Below are 22,254 nucleotides of genomic sequence, written 5' to 3'. Positions count from 1 at the left end.
CTTGTCCTTCCCGTCATATAGTAGAAATGATAAGGGAGGGATTTTTTATGGTACAAGAACATCAACGTTATCCATCACCAACAATACAAACGGAGCATTTTGTTCGTGTGAATAACCGCCGCACGATCGAGATAAGCGGAGTGAAAGAAGTAGATAGTTTTGATAATGAGGAATTTCTATTACAAACCGTAATGGGTTATATGATGATTCGCGGAGAAAACTTACAAATCAAAAACTTAGATGTTGAGCAAGGAAATGTAGCGATCAAGGGGAAAATTCATGAGTTATCTTACATGGATGAACAACAAGGGGATAAAACTAAAGGGCTCTTTAGTAAGCTGTTTAAATGAGTTTAACTATCCAATTTAGCACGATTATTTCAATGATCGGTGGAGGGTTTTATCTGGGTTGCGCACTTGATACTTTTCGTCGAATAGCAATACATTGGAAAAACCGTTTGCTTATAGCTTATAGTTTAGAAATTTGTTTTTGGCTATTGCAAACTCTTGTGTTATTTTATTTGTTATTCTTAGTGAATCAAGGTACACTCCGAGTCTATATTTTTCTCTCTATTTTTTTGGGTGTTGCCATTTACAAAAGTCTATTTGCTAAGCTCTATCAACGGTTATTGGAGCTCATGCTACAATACATACGTAGAGGGTTCGCTTTTTTAATCCGACTTGTTTATGGTGCAATCATTCGACCGATCAAGGCGCTTCTGCAATTGCTATTAACCATCCTTTTGTTCTTTTTAAGAGTTGTATTTTCTGTTTTACAAATAATCATGCACATAGTAGGTTTTCCATTTCGGTTATTAGGGAAAGGTTTAAAACGGATACTACCAGAAAATGCGAAAAAATACTTAGTTTCATTAAGAGGATTTTATAGTAAAATAGAGAATATTATAATAAAAAGATGGAAGTCTATTTGGTATAAAAGGAGGTAGTAAATTAGTGGGGGCGAAACATCAACGTAATGTATCACGAATCGATTCTACTTATGTAAAAAAATATGATGCCTATGTAGAAAGACAACGAAAAAAGAAAAAGCGGTTAAAACGCCGCCTAGCCCTGTTTGCTATCATTGTTTGTGTGACCTTTGGCGTTATTATTACGTACCACATTAATCAACGGGTGCTTTATGCAGATAAAAAAGCAACTTATCAAGCAAAACAAGAAGAGTTGCAATCGCTGCAAACAGAAGAAGCAGATCTAACGCAAAAAGTTAATCTCCTTAACGATGAAGATTATGTGTTACAAATAGCCAAAACAAACTATTTCTTTACTGAAGAGGGTGAAATTGTGTTTAAACTGCCCGAAACAGATCCGTCTTATTGACACGCTTTTCATTGCTTATATATAATATAACTGTAGTATATCTTTTTTTAAAATCTAAGGAGGAGCATTACTTTTATGTCAATCGAAGTAGGCAGCAAGTTGCAGGGTAAGGTAACAGGAATTACTAATTTTGGGGCATTTGTCGAATTAAAAGAAGGAACGACTGGACTTGTCCATATTAGTGAAGTTGCCGATAATTATGTAAAGGATATTAATGAACATTTAACTGTTGGAGATGAAGTAACCGTTAAAGTCATTAATGTTGAAAAAGATGGTAAAATCGGATTATCTATAAAAAAAGCAAAAGATAATCCAAATCAAGGACAAGGGCGTCGCAAGAATAATAACCAAAAAAATAATCGCGAGCGTACTGAGTCATTTGAATCAAAAATGAATCGATTTTTAAAAGATTCAGAAGATCGTTTAGCAACATTGCGTAAGCATACCGAATCCAAACGTGGAGGTCGAGGTGCTAAGAAAGGTTAAACTTGCTGTCTAACGTATCCAACCCGAATGAAAAAGAATACAGGGTTTGCACTTTATTTTATGGTGTAAACAAACGAGAAAGCTTTTGTTATTATAAATATTATATAAATAGAAGATGTAGTTGCCACTATGAACGATAGTGGCTTTTCTATGCTATACACTGTGCATAACTGATCAAAGTAAAATTGTTATACTTTGTAATAAAAATATAAATTAAAGCGATTTATTTGCGCGTTTTATCTAAAATTTTTTAAAAACAAGGTAAGTTTATTCAAATTTTTTGTTCAATTTTTCACAAAATATACACACATTCCCTTCAAATAAGTCTTTAAAGTATGTTAATATTAACAATGTAAGATACAGTACTAAATAAATAGGGGGAAACAATAATGAAATTTAAATTGTTTTTAGCAATGATTCTTTCTGTATCACTTTTAGCAGCATGTGGATCTGATGATTCTGGAGATAACGCTTCTGGAGATGATACAGCAACAGAAGAAGAGCCAGCAGCAGATGAAGAAACTGATGCCGTAACAACAGCATCAATCGTTGACGAATCACAAGCATTTGTTGATGCAGTATCAACAGAAGGTACTTGGATTATTGCTACACTTAATGATATCACATTAGAAGATGAAGTAGTAGTAGCAGGCGATTTCCATGACAAAGGTGACGAAGCAAACGATCTATATCGTAAAATTGCTCCTTACACACAAGACGAAGACCATAACATTACTGAAGCATTTACAATTACTACACCAAAAATGACCGTACAAAGCCCGAACTTAAACTTTGCTGGTGGTACATTAGCTGGTGATGTGTATGTAGAAGCTGAAGGTTTCCAACTTGGATCAGAAGCAACAATTGATGGAAACTTAACATTTGCAAGTCAAGAATTACAAGATTCAGCTACACTTGAAGGTACAGTTACTGGTGAAACTTCAGCTGAATAATGAATACAAAAAAAGCTATCTTTAAAAAGATAGCTTTTTTTGTATTTATAACAAACAAGATGTAACTTTAGTCTATTATCTTAAAAATGTTTGCTCTATAAGGAATGTGGTGGTGTCTTCTATCACAACGGAGTTTCTACAGTGGGCAAAAAAACATACTCATGCACCTCTCTTTTGTTAACCTAAAGTTGTTGAGATAAAAGGTCAAAGGAGAGGGAAAGAGTGCAAAATCATTTTATTATAGAAATGTTGGGATTAAAGACAAGCATGTGGGTGTTTGGGATATGCATAGTGAATGAGATGTTTTCTTTGTGGTGCTTTGCTTTATACCAAGGTGAAAAAGCAGAAGTGCCCATCTTTATGTATCTTTTTAACAATGGATACATAGAAAATGTCAATAACACGATTAAAGTGGCAAAGCCTTTGTCATATGGCAGTAAAGATTTTGAATGATTGAAAAAGAAAATATTGTGGCGACAAGAGGTTAGAAAGGCTTTAGCGTAAAGGAACTTAGCAGAGAAAATATTCGAGACTCCTGCGGAAAAACGGGTGATCCGAGACCCCACAGCGGGTTTTGCGAGGAGGCTCGGGCGTTCGTCCGCGGAAAGTGAGTATATTCCCTTCTGCGGTTTATGCATAATCCTATTGCCTTTTAGCAAAAGAGATGGTGGAGTGAGATTCACACCACCACATTTGACAGAGAACCTAAATGTTCACTGATACGTTTACCACGTTTGAACGAGCCAAGTACTACGCAAACATAACGGTTGTATTCCAATAGTAAAAAGTGCAGAATAATACTTAAGGAAAACTACACTTTGCATAAGCAAAAAGGGGTGACATAAATGGCAATGCATATGACAGAAGAAGCTGCTAAGTGGTATCAAGAAGAAATGGATTTAGATTCAGGTGATTATGTTCATTTTTATGTGAAATTGTATGGTGGCATACCTACAGCACACCCGAATTATTTCTTGGGAGTATCTATTGGAAAAGATGGAGAGATGAGCCATTATCAAAACTTTGATGGGGTGACCTTTTACTTTAGTGAACAAGATGCTTGGTTTCTAAACCAATATGATTTAGCGATAAAGATGGGGCAAGAAGAAGCGGTTTTTGAATTCACTCCAATTAATAATGATAATGCTAAATAAAAAAATCGGGATTAGATCCCGATTTTTAAAATAGCCGTGTTAATAGTTTCATAGTAATGGTATATAAATAATCTTTATAAGTGCCCTCAGGTAATTTTTTCATTTCTTTTAATGCTTTGTTTGTATAACGTTCAGCTAATTTTCTTGATTTTTCTAGACCTTTTTCTTGTTTAATTGTAGCTAATATCATTTCCATATCATTTGAAGATAGGTCTTCATTTTTTTGTAATAGCGTTTGGAGTTGTTTTGGATTGCTTTGCATGGCATAGATTAATGGCAATGTATATATCCCCTGTTTAACATCGGCCATGATTGGTTTTCCTACCGTTTGTTCTTGTCCTTGATAATCTAAAATGTCATCCATAATTTGAAAAGCCATACCAATATAATGTCCCATATTCCAAGCATTGCGTGCTTGTTTTTTTGTTGCTTTACTTTCTATAGCTCCAGAGTAACAGCTAACTGCAAATAATTGTGCTGTTTTTCCAGATATCCGTGACAGATAACCTTTTACACTCGTTGGCGGTTGAAAACGGGCATTTAATTGGTCTAATTCCCCACTCAAAACTTTTTCCATACTTCGCGAATTAAATTCTAAGTGTGCTAATGATGTCGCATGTCGAGAAAGAATGGTAAAACACACAGAAAATAAATAGTCGCCAGCATAAATGGCAAATTTACTTCCTTCGCTAGTGTGTAACGTTTGTTTCCCATGTCTGGTGGAAGCACCATCAATAACATCATCATGGATTAATGTTGCCATGTGCAACGTTTCTAATGCGGCAGCTACTGCAATAGCACGATCTTTGTCCTTGTCGGGTCCAATATTTGAACATAGTATCGAGTATATCGGGCGTAAGAGCTTACCTCCACCAAAAATTCTATCTTTAATGATCGCATTGACGTTTTTGTCACGCACACGAATATGTTTGTTAATCAATTCTAATACATTGCTTAAGTCTTCTCTTAGCTCAGGATAGCTATCCCACATCGGATGTACTTGCATCATGATAACCTCTTTCTAATAAAAGTAAGTGTCATAGTTGTTTTAGTTCCCGTAAATCCTTATAGTATTGTAGCTTTTCTATATGTGTTAGGAGGTAATTTGCTGCTATTCCAATCGCAATACCTGATAAAATACCAATAAACGATAAAACCGGTAAATAAAGCATCACTGTCCATGTTTGTGCAATCCAGCTGGCGACAACTAGTTGCCCAACATTATGCAAGACTGCCCCAGTTGTACTAACACCAATTAAGCTTACATGGGTACGACCAAGATTCTTAACCAGTAGCATACCAAAGAAACTAAGAAGAGCTCCAGCAGCACTATACATGAAGGTTGATATTGTACCACCTAGTAAGGTTGCTAATACTAAACGAATGCTAACTACCTTAAACGCATCCTTTACGGGTAGGGTGTATATCGCCATACAAGTAATCATGTTTGCAAGCCCCAGTTTGGCTCCTGGTGCAACAGCAAAAGGAAAAGGGATGGCGCGCTCCAATAAACTGATAATCACTGCTTGAGCTGCTAGTAAGGCAATATATACAAGGCGTTGATTTTTCGTCATGCGCTGAACTCCCCCTTTTCTCATAGATAGTTGTTAATCCGACAAACAAGTTGTCTTATTGATTAGAAGATAATAGTATTCTCGCTTCATTACATGGCAATGAATGGCGAGATTTCAAATTGTGATCGGCCAGTATCGGCGATTTTTTTTTTAAAAAACAGCAAAGGGAAAAAAAGAAATGTCTTTCCTTCAATTTTAACATACTAAGAAATTGAGATAGTTTCATTTCTTATCTTCCATTTACTGTTTTATTGCTAAAAAAGAGGATAGCGAAAGGCTCTATTAGGAGCCAATCGCTGTTTTCTCTTATACCTTATTTATCTTGATAGATTGAACGTTCTTTTCCGTACCACCAGTGACCAAGTTTTTGTTGAAGGAATGGAATCACCCAGTAGTCAAGACCGAATGTACGTCCAGAACCATTCATTAATGCAATCGATGCAGGTAATGCCCATACTTTATCCCAACCAAGCATAGCGGAAAGGGTAAACATTACAAGGAATCCAGCACTTGCAGCATTTGCTAACCAAGTAAATAATCCACCTAAGATAGCTAAACCGATTGCTAATTCAATGAATACCATCATTTTCTGCATAAAGATCGCCATATCAGGTGTAGGAAGAACGATTTTCATAAACCATTCAAAAATACCAGGCATTTTACTTAAGATTGGTGTTGACCATTCAGTAGTAGACGCAGCTTCACTTGCCCCACTTGTCGTTGTTTGTAGCCACTCAAACGGCAATCGAACTGTATCGCCAACTAACCAAGAACCTTCGCCTAATCCTTTGAATAGGTTAGGAACAGTTGACCAACTTGAAATTGCGCTTTCAAACGTTTCTTTCCCCCAAATTTTAGAACCGGCCTCAATTAGCCAAAACCCTCCGACAAATACACGCAAAGGTAAGCTCCAAAGTACATTACCGTGTCGAGTTAAGAAATCACGGAAAATATTTCGCTTATCTTTGGTTTCGAAAAATTCATGACGGATATATTGCACCATATAATAGCCACTAAAAATACCCATGAAGTAGTATAAGTTAACCATGTGTTTCATGAAGTTGGCAAACCAACCGCTTAAAGAAACACCCATTAAGTTTGCGACACCGTATCGAGCTCCAATAGAAACCATTGTTCCGTGGTACTTTCCTTCATACGCAACTTTTTCTCCACCACTCATAGCTGCAATAATATTTTTAGCAGCAGTTGTACCTGTTTGCTCTGCAGCTTCAACGATCTGTGGCGTTGGCTTTCCTGGTTCTTCTTCAAAGTAAGCCAAATCACCGATAACATAAACATTCTCGAATTCTTCTGATTCCATGTACTGGTTTACTTTTAATCGGCCCGCACGAGCTGTTTCCATCCCATAATCTTTTGTATCCGAATTGGCTCTAACTCCAGCTGTCCAGATTAGGGTATGAGTTGCAAGTGTATCGCCAGATTTAAGCACAATCTCATCAGCTTTTACTTCAACAATTGGAGAATTTTTAAGTATTTTAACACCTTTTTTATTCAAATATTTCTCTGCTTTGTCTGCATCTTTTCTTTCTAGCATGTTCAAGATGGTTGGCGCGGCTTCGACCACGTAAAGTGAAATCTCCTCAGCATCTAGTTTGTTATCTTTGGCTAAGCGTTCTTTCCATTCAATTAATTCCCCAACCATTTCGATTCCTGTAAAACCAGAACCACAGACAGTAAAACGTAACATTGCCCGGCGTGTTGCTTCGTCGCGAACAGTTGCAGCTTTAGCAACAATATTTTCAATATGTTCGCGCAGTTTAACAGCATCTTCCCAAGACCACAAAGTAAATCCATGTTCGCCTACACCAGGAGTTCCAAAATCGTTCGGTTCTCCTCCCATACCTAGGATTAGGTAATCAAAGGCATATTCTCCATGTTCTGTGGTTACTTTTTTTGCATCGTGGTCAACCTTTGTTACATTATCTGTAACTAAATTCACTTTTGTACGGTTGAAAAGTTTACGTAAGTCAAATTGAATTGCGTCAGGCTCAACGCGATGCGCAGCGACTTCGTGCAACTCAGTCATCATCGTGTGGTATGAGTGACGATCAATTAACGTAATTGTAACTGAATCATCTTTTTTGTACTTCTTGGCAAGTTTTTTCGCTGCGTGTACGCCAGCATAACCAGCACCAATAATGACGATGTCTTTGTTTGCCATAATATAACTCACTCCTTGATAGAATAATAAAATTATAATTGCTTCGTTGTGAAATATTGAACAACCGAGTATAATTGTACCGCTAGTTTCCCGGTGTGTCTATAGTTTTTAAAGATTATATATATTAAATTCTAAAAAGTTCACAAGTTAGTAATAAAATTTATTAAACCAAAAAGTTCAATAAGTTTTCACAACTTGGAAATAATACCTATACAAGTAGTTCAAAGCCATGATATGGTGGTTTTAATACTAGTTACCTTATCTAGACACTTTTTAGTAATGAGTGCTATACTTACATCGACTTAATGTGAATTACATCACATTCACTGGGTAATTGGTTAATGACTAATTCATTTTTATTATTTCATGTTAGAAAGGTTTTGACAACAATGAAAAGAAACTATGTACTGGTAATCGTTGTTTTTTCCTTACTCTTAACAGCATGTGGAAAGAGCAATGCTGTGATGGAAAGCCCGTATAAAAGAACTGAATTTTTAATGGGCACAGTGGTTACCATGAAGATTTATGACGAGGGTAAAGCAGATGTATTAGATCTTGTATTTGATGAAATAGAAACCCTAGCAAATCAGATTGGTGTAGAAGAAGTTGAATCACAAATCGATCAGGTCAATGCTGCAGCTGGTAAACAACCGGTAGAAGTATCTAGTGATATCTTTTCCTTAATACAGGCAGGAAAAGATTACAGTGAAAAAGCGGAAGGCTCATTCGATATTACGATCGGACCATTAACTTCCCTATGGCACATCGGATATGATGATGCGAAGAAGCCTACTCAAAAAGAGATTGATGACGTACTCCCGTTAATTAATTATCAAAAAGTAATATTAGATGAAGACAAGGAAACGGTTTACTTAGAGAATGAAGAAATGCAACTTGATTTAGGTGCAATTGCCAAGGGTTTCATAGCTGATAAAGTTAACGTGTTGCTAGATGAGAATGGAGTTACGACCGCTATTATTGACTTAGGTGGAAACATCTATGTGAAAGGCAACAATCCATCAGGGCGCGAATGGACCGTTGGGGTTCAAGACCCTTTTTCTGAACGAGGCGAAACGGTTGGTAAAATTAATGCAAGTAACAAGTCGATTGTTACATCCGGTATCTATGAACGATATTTAGAAGTGGATGGAAAAAGGTATCACCATATTCTAAATCCACTCGATGGTTATCCATATGAAAATGAAATCGCTGGTGTTACCATTGTTAGTGACTTTTCAATGGATGGAGACGCCCTATCTACATTGATTTTTTCCAAAGGTCTACAAGAAGGTTTGCAATATATTGAGAACCAAAAAGGGGTAGAAGCCATATTTGTCGATAAAGATAAGCAAATATTTATTACAACTGGTCTAGATGATGAATTTGAGTTAACGAATGATCGTTTTACATTAGGTAACCGTGAATCAATTAAATAGGGAGGGGAGACAATGATGTCTTTTTCTACATTTTTAAAGCTTGTTGAGATTCAAACAAAAATTGCAAGTGTGTTCCCATTTTTAGTTGGTTGTTTATTTGTATATTATCGCTATGATACGTTTCATCCATTAAATACAGTAATTTTTTTCGTAGCAATGTTAATCTTTGATTTAACAACAACTGCAATTAACAATTATATGGATTATCGGAAAGCATCCTCCGATGCGTACCGAAAACAATATAATGTAATTGGGCAGCATAATATTACTGAAAAAACTGTTATCATTATTATCATAAGTATGCTAATGTTAGCGACAGGATTAGGCATTTGGTTAGTTTTCCGTACGGATTTATTTGTGTTATTGATAGGTATGGTTTGTTTTGGTATTGGAATTTTTTATACATTTGGTCCAATTCCATTATCAAGAATGCCATTAGGAGAACTTTTTTCTGGTGTAACGATGGGATTTGGAATCGTGTTTTTAGCTGTGTATGTGAATGCTTTTGATCAGGGAATAATTCAATTAGTTTGGGAAGGTCGCATGATTAATTTAGAAGTTGATATCTTACTATTATTAGAGATTGTATTAATATCTGTTCCTTGTATGTTTACGGTTGCTAACTTAATGTTAGCAAATAATATCTGTGATCTTGATGAAGATATTCGCAACCATCGATTCACATTACCTTACTATATTGGTAAAAAGTATGCGGTGTGGTTATTTAATAGTTTGTATATCTTGTCATTTACTGCCATTGTGGTAGCGGTTATCTTAGGCCTGTTACCAGCAATTATGTTAATTGTTTTATTGGTAAGTTATCCTGTTTATCAGCATGTGCGTAAGTTTAATAAAAAACAAGTTAAAGGTGAAACATTTAATGTTGCTGTTAAGAACTTGGTATTAGTAAACGGGTCGCTTGTTGCGATGCTAATTATCATAGTTTTTATTTATTAAGGTTTCAGAGAAGGAGAGAGTGCTAGTGCAAGCTGATCAGTCAATCTTAGAAGTAAATAATCTTACTTTCCGTTATGATTTACGGAAGGATGACAAAACATTATCAGCTGTTTCCTTCTCTATAAAAGAAGGAGAATGGGTAGCGATTGTAGGAGATAATGGGTCAGGTAAGTCCACGTTAGCTCGCTTATTGGTGGGTTTGTTAGAAGCTGAATCTGGTGAGGTTAAGGTTGCTGGAGTCCAGTTAACGGAACAGACTAAGTGGACCATTCGTCAACAAATGGGGCTGGTTTTTCAAAATCCAGAAAATCAATTTATTGGAGCCACTGTACAAGATGATGTGGCTTTCGGTTTAGAAAATAATAATGTATCGTATCAAGAAATGAAACAGAGGGTAAATGAAGCTGTGCAATTGGTCAATATGGAAGCATTCATGGAACATGATCCTTCAAGACTATCTGGTGGTCAGAAACAACGTGTAGCATTAGCGGGTATACTTGCGTTTCAACCAAAGATAATTATTTTAGATGAAGCGCTTGTAATGCTTGACCCTAAGAGTCGAAGACAGGTAATGCGTACATTACAACAACTTCAAGATGAACAAGGTCTTACAATTATCTCGATTACGCATGATATGAATGAAGCAGCGGTAGCAGACCGGCTGTTGGTAATGGACAAGGGGAGATTAAAACAAGACGCTACTCCTGCAACTATCTTTATGGAAAATCCACACTTAGAAGCTCCATTCGCAGAACAACTACGTCGAAAATTAACGGCAAAGGGTAGTGGCATAACTTCCACCTATATGACAGAAGATGAAATGGTGAAATGGCTATGCAAGTAAATTTTAAAACTGTGTCAGCAGATTATCAGATTGGACCAATTCGAAGTGCTAATATTTTGCAAAATGTAAACTTACACCTGCCTAGCCAATCGTTCACGGCTGTGGTAGGTCATACTGGTGCTGGTAAATCAAGCCTACTAAAGACAATCAATGGTTTGTTGCTACCTAAAGAGGGAGATATTCAGGTAGGCGAATTAGAGATACATAAAGAACCGTCAAAACAAGTGTTGAAACAAGTGCGAAAGTCTGTAGGAATGGTGTTTCAATTTCCAGAAGCACAGTTGTTTGCAGAAACCGTAGAACAAGATATTTGTTTTGGCCCGCTTAATTTCGGGGTATCTCGTCAAGAAGCTAAGCAACTCGTTAAAGATGTTTTGCCTTTGGTAGGCTTAACTGAAGACATCTTACAAGCATCCCCCTTCGCTTTATCAGGTGGACAACAACGTAGAGTAGCTATTGCTGGCGTATTAGTAATGAAGCCAGATGTGTTAGTGCTAGATGAACCTGGAGCAGGACTCGATCCTAATGGAAAAGAAGAGATATTAACTTTATTACAAGCACTTCATAATAAGAATGGAACAACCATCATTTTAGTTACCCATGATATGGGTGATGTTGCCCGTTTTGCTGAAGACGTTGTAGTCATGGGGAATGGGACAATTACTACCCATCAGCCAGTCCGTACTTTTTTTGAAGATGTGAAGCAATTACAAGCATGGTCGCTAGATGTACCGGAAGCAAGAAGGTTCCAGCTTCGAATCGAACAAGAAACAAATATACAATTACCATGGACTTGTTTGACCATCGACGATCTAGCAACAGCATTGATTGAGGTGGGACTAGCATGAATAAGTTAATTTTGGGTCGATATTTCCCGGGAAATTCGTTGATCCATCAACTTGACCCAAGGGCAAAGCTACTAGCGGCGATTGGTTTTATTGCTCTGTTGTTTGTTGCGATTAATTGGCAAAGTTACTTGTTGCTTATTGTATGTGCGCTTATCGTTATGCGTATGTCTGGTATCGCCATAAAGATGTACATTCGTGGTGTACGGCCACTTATATGGTTGATTTTGTTTACCGTGACCTTGCAAGTATTGTTTACAGCTGGAGGAACAATTTATTTAGATTGTGGACCAATAACCATATCAAAGTATGGGTTAATTAATGGTGTCTTTATTTTTTGTCGATTTGTGTTGATTATATTTATTTCAACGGTTGTTACGTTAACAACGAAACCTATTGATCTAACGGATGGAATAAATAAACTGCTCTCTCCGCTACGTTTTTTAAAAGTACCAGTTGATGATATTTCCTTAATGCTGACCATCGCTCTGCGTTTTATACCGAATCTTTTAGACGAAACGCAAAAAGTAATGGACGCACAAAGGGCACGTGGTACAACGTTTGGTGAAGGATCACTGGTGGAGCAAATGAAGAAACTTGTACCAATCATCATGCCGCTGTTTGTTAGTTCATTAAACCGCGCGGAAGATATGGCGGATGTGATGGAAGTGCGGGGCTATCAATCTACTAGACCACGGACAAGCTTCCGAAAATTGGCCTGGAAGAAACAAGATACAATAGCGATCGTAATAATGATTATCTTAACAGGCATCATCGTGGTATTGCGTCAATTAGGGGGATATTACCCGTAAAGGCTAACTTTTTTGGAAGTAGATAGGTTTTACAGTGTGTATAAGGCAAGCTAGAGGTTCTCTTTTTAACCAATAAAAAATGGTAGAAACGAATTTTCGTTTCTACCATTTTCTCGCTTATATTTATAATGAAAAAAGGTTTGTAAAATGGTAGCGGTGGAGTGGATCGAACCCACGACCTCACGGGTATGAACCGTACGCTCTCGCCAGCTGAGCTACACCGCCATATACATTTTTTAAAAGTCACAACTGATATATTACAATAGCACTAATAAACTGTCAATAGATAACGCATATATTTTTGCTATACTATCCTAAAAGGGGGAGTAATATGATTTGTTTAATTCGTCACGGAGAAACGGATTGGAATCGGGTGGGTAGAATTCAGGGAAAGACAAACATTCCATTAAATCAAACTGGTATCGAACAGGCAAAAGCTTGTCAATCCTATTTAGCAGGATCGCGATGGGATGTATTAATAACAAGTCCTATGTTACGAGCAAAGCAGACAGCTGAAATAATTAATGAAGTGTTACAAATGGAACTGGAAGAAATCGATGTATTTGAAGAAAGAGGATTTGGGGATGCAGAGGGTTTAACCTTTGATGAAAGAAATCGGTTGTTTCCTGATTTTAATTATCCGAATCAAGAATCGAAGCAGGCCCTAGAAGACCGTGTGATGAAAGGGATGCAAGAAATTGTAGAAAGGTATCCGGATAAAAAAGTACTACTTGTGACACATGGCGCGGTAATTCATGCCGTTTTACGGTATATGACACAAGATTCAATTGATTTTACCAATACTAAACTTCAAAACGCTTGCTTCAATCATGTGCAATTTCTTGATGGTCAGTGGCACGTGCACAACTATAATCAAATCACGCATTCAGATAAATGACTGACAGAGACCCCCTCTGTTGGTTTTTTTATAGCTAAAAACAATTTTAAATTAAAAACTCTAGCTTACGGCTGACTTATTTTTATCATATTGATTTAACAGAAAAACGTCGAACATTTTGATACGGTTGGTGGGAGGTTTTGACAAAAAAATGCATGAAGGTGTGGTTTAATAAACAGCATACTATACAGGGAGTGAAGTGTGTTGGATATGTTATCAGAACCTAAAGTGATCGATAATGATGAAAAAAAAGCCAAACAACTAACTGTACAATGGAAGGACAATATACGTAAATTAATGCTAGAACAGGGTGGGCTGCTATATATCGTTGCATTTCTATTGGGGCGAGCGGTTGTTCTTGAAGTATTGTCTCCATTTGTACTAGCTTTCCTCGCATCCATTTGGCTTTTGCGTCGTGAAAAGATACGTCCGATAATGATTATTGTAGTGGCCAGTAGTTTGACGATTAATGCGCAGCACAGTTTTTATATTGCGATAGCTTCGATAACCTTTGTTTTCTTTGCTGGCTTGAGCAAATCATGGAAGAAACAACAAAAAATCATTCCATTACTCGTCTTCCTTTCAAGTTTATTACCTAGGCTATCAACTTATGCCTTGTTTGAAGAATTAAACTTATTTGGCTGGACACTTGCAGCTACAGAAGCTGTTTTGAGCGCGATTTTAGTATTAATATTTATGCAAAGTGTTCCGCTATTATCACCCAAACGTTATAATCCAACCTTAAAACATGAAGAGATTATCTCGCTAATTATTTTACTGGGTTCTTTACTAACAGGAATGATCGGATGGGAAATTCAAAATATCAGTCTCGAACAAATTGCTTCTCGCTATCTTGTTTTGTGGCTTTCTTACGTTGGAGGTGCAGCTATTGGCTCCACGGTCGGAGTAGTGGCAGGGCTGATCTTAAGCCTTGCAAGTGTAGGTAGCATCTTTCATATGAGTTTGTTAGCCTTTGGTGGGTTATTGGGTGGTTTGTTAAAGGAATGGAAAAAACTTGGCGTTAGCGTCGGTTTAATTATCGGAACCGTTTTGTTAGGTATCTACGGAAGCGGATCAATTATTTTTACTTCTTCTTTATTTGAAACAAGTATTGCTGTCGTATTGTTTATCTTGACCCCAGAGCAATGGATTCGGTTTATGGCAAGATACATACCAGGGACGAATGAACATGAACAAGAACAACAAATCTATGTCCAAAAAGTCCGAGATGCAACAGCGAATCGAATGGAACAGTTTTCCCATGTCTTTGAAGCGTTATCCAAAAGTTTTGATGCGCAAAAAAACAGTAATCATCCAACCACCAAAGAAGAAAAAGAGACAGATTATTTCTTAAGTAATGTCACCGAGCGGACGTGCCAGAGTTGTTTTAAAAAAGAATATTGTTGGGCGAAAAACTTTGATAAAACGTATGGTTTGATGAAAGATGTGAAGCAAGATTTGGAGAAGGGACAAGCGCCTAATAAATTGTTGGATGCAAAGTTTTCGAACCATTGTGTTAAATCAAGCAAAATGTACGGCGTAATGAAAGAAGAATTATCTTATTTTGAAGCAAATCAACGCTTAAAAAAACAAGTTGGTGATAGTCGACGGTTTGTTGCTGATCAACTGTTAGGTGTTTCTGAAGTTATGGGAGATTTTGCAAAAGAAATTGTTAAGGAACGAGAGAACCATGAACAGCAAGAAATTGAAATTATGTCAGCTTTAAAACAAATGGGATTTGAAATTTTAAAATTGGATATTTTCAGCTTGAAAAAAGGTAACATAGATATTGAAATGAATTTGTCAGTCTATCAATATCATGGAGAAGGACAGAAAATAATTGCGCCACTATTATCTACTATCCTACAAGAAACGATCGTCGTGAAAACAGAAGAAGTATCCCCTTTGCCAAATGGGTATTGCCATTTTTGCTTTAGTTCTGCTAAAAAATTTGTTGTTGAGGTGGGAGCTGCCCACGCTGCAATGGGAGGGGGTTTTATTTCTGGCGATAGTTATTCCACGATGGAACTTAGTTCTGGAAAACATGCACTTGCTATTAGTGATGGTATGGGTAATGGTACTCGTGCGCATGAAGAAAGCACTGAAACATTACGATTACTACAACAAATTTTGCAATCTGGTATTGATGAACATTTAGCAATAAAATCAATCAATTCGATTCTTTCCCTACGTACAAATGATGAAATTTTCTCTACCCTTGATTTGGCAGTGGTCGATCTACAGCATGGCGGTGTACAATTTTTGAAGATTGGTTCTACTCCTAGCTTCATCAAACATTCTGATCAGATCCGTATGATTCAAGCAAGCAACCTACCAATTGGAATTATTCAAGATGTGGATGTTGAGGTAGTACATGATCAATTGAAAGACGGGGATATTTTAGTTATGGCTAGTGATGGTATTTTTGATGGCCCTAAACACATTACCAATATGGATACATGGTTCAAACGAAAGTTAAAAGAAATTGAAACAGATGAACCACAAGCAATAGCAGATGTGCTTTTAGAAGAAGTGATTCGAGCAACAGAAGGGGAAATTGTTGATGACATGACATTAATTGTTGCTAAAATTGTTAGTTTTCAACCTAAATGGGCGACTATTCCGCTTTATCAAAAGCACGCGAATTAGTAAACTTCTGAATTAAAGGTATAAACTTCTATGAATTCGTCGAAAATGATGCTAACTATAAGAAACGTCGATATCTGATAAAGGCATAGGAGGAGTATCTAAAGATGAAAAAAGGTACACTAAAGCAAATACTATTAATTACAGATGGTTGTTCGAATCAAGGTGAAGATCCATCCATGGTTGCAAGTCTTGTTGCGAGACAAGGGATAACAGTAAATGTGATTGGTATATTAGAAGACGACCAACAAGAGGATCCCATGGGATTAGAGGAAGTAGAAGAAATTGCACAAGCAGGCGAAGGTGTCAGTCAAATTGTCTATCAAAAAGCGTTATCACAGACTGTTCAATCTGTTACGAAGCAGGCAATGACACAAACACTTCAAGGTGTAGTTAACCAAGAACTAAAACAGATATTAGGACCAAATCAAACGATTGAAAACTTACCACCTGATCAACGCGGGGAGGTAATGGAGGTTGTTGAAGATCTTGGAGAGAAAAGCAACGTCGAAGTTCTTGTCCTTGTAGACACAAGCGCAAGTATGCAAAATAAATTACCTACAGTAAAAGAGGCGTTAATTGATTTATCGGTAAGTATGAATGCGCGTATCGGCAAAAATAGTTTTTCTATTTATACCTTTCCAGGCAAACGTAAAACAATTCAGCGTGTGATTGACTGGTCAGAACAATTAGATAGTATCTCATCGATCTTCCCAAAACTTACAAGTGGTGGTATTACACCAACCGGGCCAGCTTTAAAAGAAGCGATGTATCAGTTTAGTAAATCAAAGCTATCAAGGAGCATGAAACGAGAAGATGAGTCAAATATCGAAGAAACAGGATACTAGTTTTGTGCCTGGTTCCACTATTCAAGGTAAATGGAATAAACAACATTACATTGTGGTACGGAAGTTAGGTAAAGGGGCAATCGGATCCGTCTATCTATGTAAACGACAAGATGGAAAACAAGTAGCGCTTAAAATTAGTGAGAAAGGCGCTTCAATCACTACAGAAGTTAATGTATTAAAAAAATTGTCTAAGGTTCAAGGTAAGCCACTTGGGCCTTATTTATTTGATGTGGATGATTTTTTGCAAGCAAATGGAGGGAGACTATCCTTTTATGTGATGGAATACGTAAATGGGAAGCAATTACCGCGCTATTTAAATGAAAAGGGAGCAGATTGGTTGGGTGTGTTTTTGCTCCAATTATTAGCTGATTTAGAGCGACTGCATCAACATGGATGGGTCTTTGGCGATCTTAAACTAGATAATGTTATGGTGACAGGTACACCACCACGATTACGATGGATTGATGTGGGTGGTACGACACAAATTGGTCGGTCTATTAAAGAGTATACAGAATTCTATGACCGAGGCTATTGGAAATTGGGCTCGAGAATTGCGGAACCTAGTTATGATTTATTTGCTGTCGTGATGATGGCATTGCACTGTGCTTATCCAAAACAATTTAAACGAGGTGAGTACCCTGAACAAACATTAAAAAGAAAACTTAGACATACCAGAATGCTAGCTGCCTACCAACCTTGTCTAGAAAAAGCAATGAAAGGATATTATCGATCTAGCGCGCAAATGCAGCAGGAACTTAATCAGTTAATAACAAAAAGAAAAATATCTTATCTGCGTGCTCAACCACAAACACCTAGACACAAAGGGAAAACAGACCAAGTAACCCTTCCTTTATTAGAAACTGCAGTAATTGGCTTTATTTCGATGCTACTTTTTTTAATCTATTACTTCTTTATATGAAAATATTTTATAAGCGCAAAGGGATCTTAATGTTATCCTTTTGGTCATGTTCATCTAATCATAAACATGATAGGATAAATATGATGATAAAGGGTAGAAAGAAGATGAAAACATAATGTTACAGTATAAAGTAGACCAATTTATTAAACAGCATCAATTATTCCACCATGGTGCAACAGTGATGATTGGTGTGTCCGGTGGACCAGACTCAATGGCATTACTGCATTATTTAAATAAACAACGACACAAATGGGGTTGGAAAATCATTGCCGTGTCAATTGACCATAGCTTGCGGAATGAAGAATCAGCAGCAGATGTGCAATATGTGAATCATTTTTGTACTACAAATGGCATATTGTTTGAAGGTGGGAAAGTAGACACACCTAGACTGAAAAGAGAGCAAAGCTTGGGTACACAAGAAGCGGCAAGACAATTGCGATATGATTTTTTCAAGAAAAAAATGGAACAATATCGAGCGGATTACTTAGTGTTAGGACATCATGGTGATGATCAAATTGAGACAATGGTTATGCAGCTTACACGCAGTGCTAACCCTAATGCGATGAAGGGAATTCCTGTCCAACGTCGATTCGCAACTGGTTACATTGTTCGACCATTTTTAGCTGTAGATAAACAAACAATTGAGGCATATTGTGTAACGAATAACCTTACACCAAGAAGAGACCCATCGAATGAAGATGATGTGTATACACGTAACTATTTCCGCAATCACGTGTTACCGTTATTGAAAAACCAAAATCCTAACATGTTTCAATCAGTTCAGAAGTTAAGTGAAGCTATTCAGGCCGATAATGAATACTTAGATCAACAAGCAAATCAAGCACTAAACCAAATGATAGGTGCCAACCCCAATACATCCCATGTCCAGCTTTCAATAAATCTTTTTAAAAAGTATCCGTTTGCTTTACAAAGACGTATGTTTCATCTAATATTAAATTGTCTATATAATACAATACCTTCTGGTTTACATTACGGACATGAGCAACAATTTTTTAACTTATTACATAGTGATCGAGCAAATGCTTCGATTGATTTACCAAAAGACTTGCAAATACATAAATCGTACAAAACTGTTCAATTCCAGATTGATCAAGATGACCCACCTTTCTTTTCTAAGACCCTACCTGTTCCTGGCGAGGTGACCTTGCCATCTGGAGCTCTTGTGACCGCATCCATTGTGTCGGGGGATCAAATAACGGAAGATGGTGAGCATAGATTGCTGATTTCTGCAGATAATTGGGATAAGCATTTCCCGTTATCGATTCGATATCGCAAGAATGGTGACAGAATATTTGTCAAAGGACTAGGTGGAAGAAAGAAAGTTAAAGATATCTTTATTGATAAAAAAATTCCTTTGAAAGAAAGAGATTCATGGCCGTTACTGGTCGATCAAGAAGGAACTGTATTATGGATTATTGGTTTGTCTAAAGGGAGTATTCCAAACCAAGGACAAATAACACAATGCATTCAATTGGAATATCAAGAAGCAGAATAATTCTAGGAGGATCAAGATGCATAACGACATCGAAAAAATATTGGTTTCTCGGCAAGAAATTGAAGAAAAGTGTAAAGAGTTGGGGAACCAATTATCGGAAGAATATCAAGACCGTTTTCCATTAGCCATTGGCGTTTTAAAAGGTGCCCTACCTTTTATGTCAGACATTTTACGTTGCATGGATACGTACTTAGAAATGGATTTTATGGACGTATCTAGTTATGGTGGAGAAATGCGCTCATCTGGGGAAGTGAAAATTGAGAAAGACCTTAACACAAAAGTGGAAGGTAGAGATTTACTAATTATTGAAGATATTATTGATAGTGGCTTAACATTAAAATACTTAGTGGACCTCTTTAAGTATCGCAAAGCTAATTCAATTAAGATTGTTACCTTATTAGATAAACCGGAAGGACGAACAGTAGATATTAAAGCAGACGTTGTAGGTTTTAAAGTTCCAAATGAGTTTGTTGTTGGATATGGATTAGACTATCAAGAAAAATACCGTAACTTACCTTATATTGGGGTGCTGAAACCACATGTATATGGTGGAGAGTAAAAATAAGCAGTAACAAATGAAAAATAAGTTTGAATGATGTATGATTAGTGGTACATCAAATAACATATTAGGAAGATTGGTAGCATATTGGGAAAGGTAAATGCAATTAGTTGTAATCCCCCTTTTACATATGGTACGATTTAATATAGTTTTCTCGCTTGGGAGGAGGTAGGCAATGAGTCGTATAGTACGTAACGTAATTTTTTATTTTGTGATTGTTGTCGTGATTATTACTATTATGGGAGTGTTCACAGGACAAAACAATCAACAAAAAGAGTATAATGTAAGTCAATTTATGGAACAATTTAATAATGGTAATATTGCAGAAATGCAAATCAGACCATCTAATGGGGTTATGCGAATAACAGGAGAATTGTCAAATGAAGAAAATACATCATTTGTAACTAATGTTCCTAATAATCCACAGATAGTAGCTAATATTTTTGAACAAGGTAAAGAACAAGGAATACTTGATGTAAAAGAAGAAGAACAGCCAAATGCATGGGTTCAAATCCTTACCTCATTAATTCCGTTTGTGATTATCTTTATCTTATTCTTCTTCCTTCTTAACCAAGCACAGGGCGGCGGAAGTCGTGTGATGAACTTTGGTAAGAGTAAAGCGAAGATGTATAGTGAAGATAAGAAAAAAGTACGATTTAAAGATGTTGCGGGTGCAGATGAGGAAAAACAAGAACTTGTAGAAGTTGTTGATTTCTTAAAAGATCCACGTAAATTTGCTGCAATTGGTGCGAAGATTCCAAAAGGTGTTCTATTAGTTGGACCTCCGGGTACAGGTAAAACATTGCTAGCGCGAGCAGTTGCTGGTGAAGCGGGAGTTCCTTTCTTCTCCATCAGTGGTTCAGATTTCGTTGAGATGTTTGTCGGTGTTGGTGCTTCACGTGTTCGTGATCTTTTCGAAAACGCGAAAAAAAATGCACCATGTATTATTTTTATTGATGAGATTGATGCAGTTGGACGTCAACGTGGTGCCGGCGTTGGTGGTGGACATGATGAGCGTGAGCAAACATTAAACCAACTACTAGTTGAAATGGATGGATTCGGTGAAAATGAAGGAATTATTATTATCGCTGCAACAAACCGTCCAGATATTTTAGACCCTGCATTATTACGTCCGGGTCGTTTTGACCGTCAAATCACCGTAGATCGTCCGGATTTACGTGGTCGTGAAGATGTGTTGAAAGTGCACGCACGTAATAAACCACTTGCTGATAATGTGGAAATTAAAACAATTGCTATGCGTACACCTGGTTTTTCTGGTGCCGATCTAGAAAACTTGTTAAACGAAGCAGCCTTAGTTGCAGCACGAGCAAATAAACAAAAAATTGACATGGAAGATGTTGATGAAGCGATTGATCGTGTGATTGCAGGTCCAGCTAAGAAAAGTCGTGTTATTTCTGAAAAAGAAAAAAATATCGTTGCTTATCACGAAAGTGGACATACCATCATTGGTATGGTGTTAGACGATGCGGATATGGTACATAAGGTTACGATTGTACCTCGTGGTCAAGCAGGCGGTTATGCTGTTATGCTACCTAGAGAAGATCGTTACTTTATGACGAAGCCAGAATTATTAGATAAGATTACTGGTCTGCTTGGTGGTCGTGTTGCGGAAGAAGTTATCTTTGGTGAAGTAAGTACTGGTGCGCACAATGACTTTGAACGTGCAACAAATATTGCGCGTAAGATGGTCACTGAATACGGAATGAGTGACAAAATTGGTCCACTTCAATTCGGTAGTTCAGGCGGTCAAGTTTTCCTTGGTCGAGATATGCAAAATGAATCTAATTACAGTGATGCAATTGCATACGAAATCGATCAAGAAATTCAAAACTTTATTAATCAGTGCTATACTAGAGCGAAAGAAATTCTTACCGAGAATAAAGATAAACTTGAGTTGGTTGCGCAAACGTTACTTAAAATTGAAACACTTGATGCAAGCCAAATTAAGTCTTTATTTGAAAAAGGTACACTTCCAGATGAAGTGGTTTCTGAACAAGATGGTACAAATACATCAGAAACAACGTTATCTTCAGATGATCAAGACGTGAAAGTAAATATCCAGTCGAAGTCATCAGATGAAGCAACATCAACTTCTGAAAATGAATCAAATGATTCGGATTTAGATAAAAAAGAATAAGGGAAAAAGGAAGGTGTAAACACCTTCCTTTTTTTATTAATGCTTTTAAAACCACAGGCTATGCCTGTGTGAAAATAAACCTTTAAGGGATGTAACAAAAGAATCTCCAATCGTATAATAGAGATGGCCG

22 protein-coding genes and 1 tRNA gene are annotated in these 22,254 nt (G+C 36.9%); 19 read left to right on the top strand and 4 right to left on the bottom strand.

Translation table 11 applies throughout. The annotated features are described in order from the left end of the window. The first annotated feature begins 47 nt into the window (after positions 1-47). The 7 genes from yabP to DES48_RS14535 all read left to right on the top strand — a co-directional run bounded on the left by yabP (position 48) and on the right by DES48_RS14535 (position 3,930). On the top strand, positions 48-350 hold the full coding sequence (gene yabP, locus DES48_RS14565) for a sporulation protein YabP (RefSeq protein WP_113870054.1): 303 nt from the start codon (positions 48-50) through the stop codon (positions 348-350). Next, the gene (gene yabQ / locus DES48_RS16655; RefSeq protein WP_113870053.1) at positions 347-946 is read left to right on the top strand and encodes a spore cortex biosynthesis protein YabQ; all 600 of its coding nucleotides are present in this window, start codon (positions 347-349) and stop codon (positions 944-946) included. Before yabP ends, yabQ begins: the two co-directional genes overlap by 4 nt. Before the next feature lie 7 nt (positions 947-953). Beyond that, positions 954-1,337, top strand: a complete 384-nt coding sequence (locus DES48_RS14555) for an FtsB family cell division protein (protein ID WP_079707627.1) — start codon at positions 954-956, stop codon at positions 1,335-1,337. A gap of 75 nt (positions 1,338-1,412) precedes the next feature. Continuing rightward, a complete protein-coding gene (locus tag DES48_RS14550; RefSeq protein ID WP_079707628.1) occupies positions 1,413-1,823 on the top strand; it encodes a S1 domain-containing RNA-binding protein in 411 nt (136 codons plus the stop codon). A 389-nt stretch (positions 1,824-2,212) separates the two neighbouring features. Then, complete coding sequence (locus DES48_RS14545) at positions 2,213-2,776, top strand: hypothetical protein (protein WP_079707629.1); 564 nt, start codon at positions 2,213-2,215, stop codon at positions 2,774-2,776. Positions 2,777-2,998: 222 nt separating this feature from the next. Then, the gene (locus DES48_RS16300) at positions 2,999-3,229 is read left to right on the top strand and encodes a hypothetical protein (protein ID WP_113870052.1); all 231 of its coding nucleotides are present in this window, start codon (positions 2,999-3,001) and stop codon (positions 3,227-3,229) included. 392 nt (positions 3,230-3,621) lie between these two features. Beyond that, complete coding sequence (locus tag DES48_RS14535; RefSeq protein ID WP_113870051.1) at positions 3,622-3,930, top strand: HesB/YadR/YfhF family protein; 309 nt, start codon at positions 3,622-3,624, stop codon at positions 3,928-3,930. 25 nt (positions 3,931-3,955) lie between these two features. On the opposite strand, the gene DES48_RS14530 is transcribed toward DES48_RS14535, so the two are convergent. The 3 genes from DES48_RS14530 to DES48_RS14520 form a co-directional block, all read right to left on the bottom strand. After that, a complete protein-coding gene (locus tag DES48_RS14530) occupies positions 3,956-4,936 on the bottom strand; it encodes a polyprenyl synthetase family protein (RefSeq protein WP_079707634.1) in 981 nt (326 codons plus the stop codon). A gap of 31 nt (positions 4,937-4,967) precedes the next feature. Continuing rightward, positions 4,968-5,504 carry a Gx transporter family protein gene (locus DES48_RS14525; RefSeq protein ID WP_113870050.1) on the bottom strand — a complete coding sequence of 179 codons (537 nt, stop codon included), beginning with the start codon at positions 5,502-5,504 and terminating at the stop codon, positions 4,968-4,970. A 313-nt stretch (positions 5,505-5,817) separates the two neighbouring features. Next, positions 5,818-7,686, bottom strand: a complete 1,869-nt coding sequence (locus DES48_RS14520; protein ID WP_113870049.1) for an NAD(P)/FAD-dependent oxidoreductase — start codon at positions 7,684-7,686, stop codon at positions 5,818-5,820. A 389-nt stretch (positions 7,687-8,075) separates the two neighbouring features. Between DES48_RS14520 and DES48_RS14515 the strand changes: the two genes are divergently transcribed. From DES48_RS14515 to DES48_RS14495, 5 genes are read left to right on the top strand one after another with little or no spacing between them, the layout of a single operon-like run. Then, the gene (locus DES48_RS14515; RefSeq protein ID WP_113870048.1) at positions 8,076-9,122 is read left to right on the top strand and encodes an FAD:protein FMN transferase; all 1,047 of its coding nucleotides are present in this window, start codon (positions 8,076-8,078) and stop codon (positions 9,120-9,122) included. A 15-nt stretch (positions 9,123-9,137) separates the two neighbouring features. Beyond that, on the top strand, positions 9,138-10,079 hold the full coding sequence (gene menA / locus DES48_RS14510; protein WP_113870076.1) for a 1,4-dihydroxy-2-naphthoate polyprenyltransferase: 942 nt from the start codon (positions 9,138-9,140) through the stop codon (positions 10,077-10,079). A 25-nt stretch (positions 10,080-10,104) separates the two neighbouring features. Continuing rightward, positions 10,105-10,923 (top strand): energy-coupling factor transporter ATPase, encoded by an 819-nt coding sequence (locus DES48_RS14505; protein ID WP_113870047.1) that lies wholly within the window; start codon positions 10,105-10,107, stop codon positions 10,921-10,923. After that, entirely contained in the window at positions 10,914-11,771 is an 858-nt protein-coding gene (locus DES48_RS14500) for an energy-coupling factor transporter ATPase (RefSeq protein ID WP_245911485.1), read from the top strand. Before DES48_RS14505 ends, DES48_RS14500 begins: the two co-directional genes overlap by 10 nt. Continuing rightward, the gene (locus DES48_RS14495; RefSeq protein ID WP_113870045.1) at positions 11,768-12,580 is read left to right on the top strand and encodes an energy-coupling factor transporter transmembrane component T family protein; all 813 of its coding nucleotides are present in this window, start codon (positions 11,768-11,770) and stop codon (positions 12,578-12,580) included. Before DES48_RS14500 ends, DES48_RS14495 begins: the two co-directional genes overlap by 4 nt. A gap of 148 nt (positions 12,581-12,728) precedes the next feature. Here the strand turns inward: DES48_RS14495 and DES48_RS14490 are convergent. Continuing rightward, positions 12,729-12,805 (bottom strand) — tRNA-Met (locus DES48_RS14490). Between the two features lie 106 nt (positions 12,806-12,911). On the opposite strand from DES48_RS14490, the gene DES48_RS14485 reads away from it, so the two are divergent. The 7 genes from DES48_RS14485 to ftsH all read left to right on the top strand — a co-directional run bounded on the left by DES48_RS14485 (position 12,912) and on the right by ftsH (position 22,124). Further along, entirely contained in the window at positions 12,912-13,478 is a 567-nt protein-coding gene (locus DES48_RS14485; RefSeq protein ID WP_113870044.1) for a histidine phosphatase family protein, read from the top strand. Positions 13,479-13,688: 210 nt separating this feature from the next. Continuing rightward, positions 13,689-16,127: a stage II sporulation protein E gene (gene spoIIE / locus DES48_RS14480; protein WP_079707658.1), complete on the top strand. Its 2,439-nt coding sequence runs from the start codon at positions 13,689-13,691 to the stop codon at positions 16,125-16,127. Positions 16,128-16,231: 104 nt separating this feature from the next. Continuing rightward, positions 16,232-16,972: a VWA domain-containing protein gene (locus DES48_RS14475; protein ID WP_113870043.1), complete on the top strand. Its 741-nt coding sequence runs from the start codon at positions 16,232-16,234 to the stop codon at positions 16,970-16,972. Continuing rightward, positions 16,941-17,891 (top strand): serine/threonine protein kinase, encoded by a 951-nt coding sequence (locus DES48_RS14470; protein ID WP_113870042.1) that lies wholly within the window; start codon positions 16,941-16,943, stop codon positions 17,889-17,891. The genes DES48_RS14475 and DES48_RS14470 overlap by 32 nt, the downstream gene beginning before the upstream one ends. A gap of 115 nt (positions 17,892-18,006) precedes the next feature. Next, positions 18,007-19,407, top strand: coding sequence for a tRNA lysidine(34) synthetase TilS (tilS, locus tag DES48_RS14465; RefSeq protein ID WP_113870041.1), 1,401 nt, complete (start codon positions 18,007-18,009; stop codon positions 19,405-19,407). 16 nt (positions 19,408-19,423) lie between these two features. Then, positions 19,424-19,966, top strand: a complete 543-nt coding sequence (hpt, locus tag DES48_RS14460; protein WP_079707644.1) for a hypoxanthine phosphoribosyltransferase — start codon at positions 19,424-19,426, stop codon at positions 19,964-19,966. 175 nt (positions 19,967-20,141) lie between these two features. After that, positions 20,142-22,124 (top strand): ATP-dependent zinc metalloprotease FtsH, encoded by a 1,983-nt coding sequence (gene ftsH, locus DES48_RS14455; protein WP_113870040.1) that lies wholly within the window; start codon positions 20,142-20,144, stop codon positions 22,122-22,124. Positions 22,125-22,254 lie beyond the last annotated feature (130 nt).

Source organism: Paraliobacillus ryukyuensis (assembly GCF_003315295.1).
Taxonomy (GTDB): domain Bacteria; phylum Bacillota; class Bacilli; order Bacillales; family Amphibacillaceae; genus Paraliobacillus; species Paraliobacillus ryukyuensis.
The sequence above is the reverse complement of the archived record's forward strand: the minus strand, read 5'-3'. Positions and strand labels throughout refer to the sequence as shown.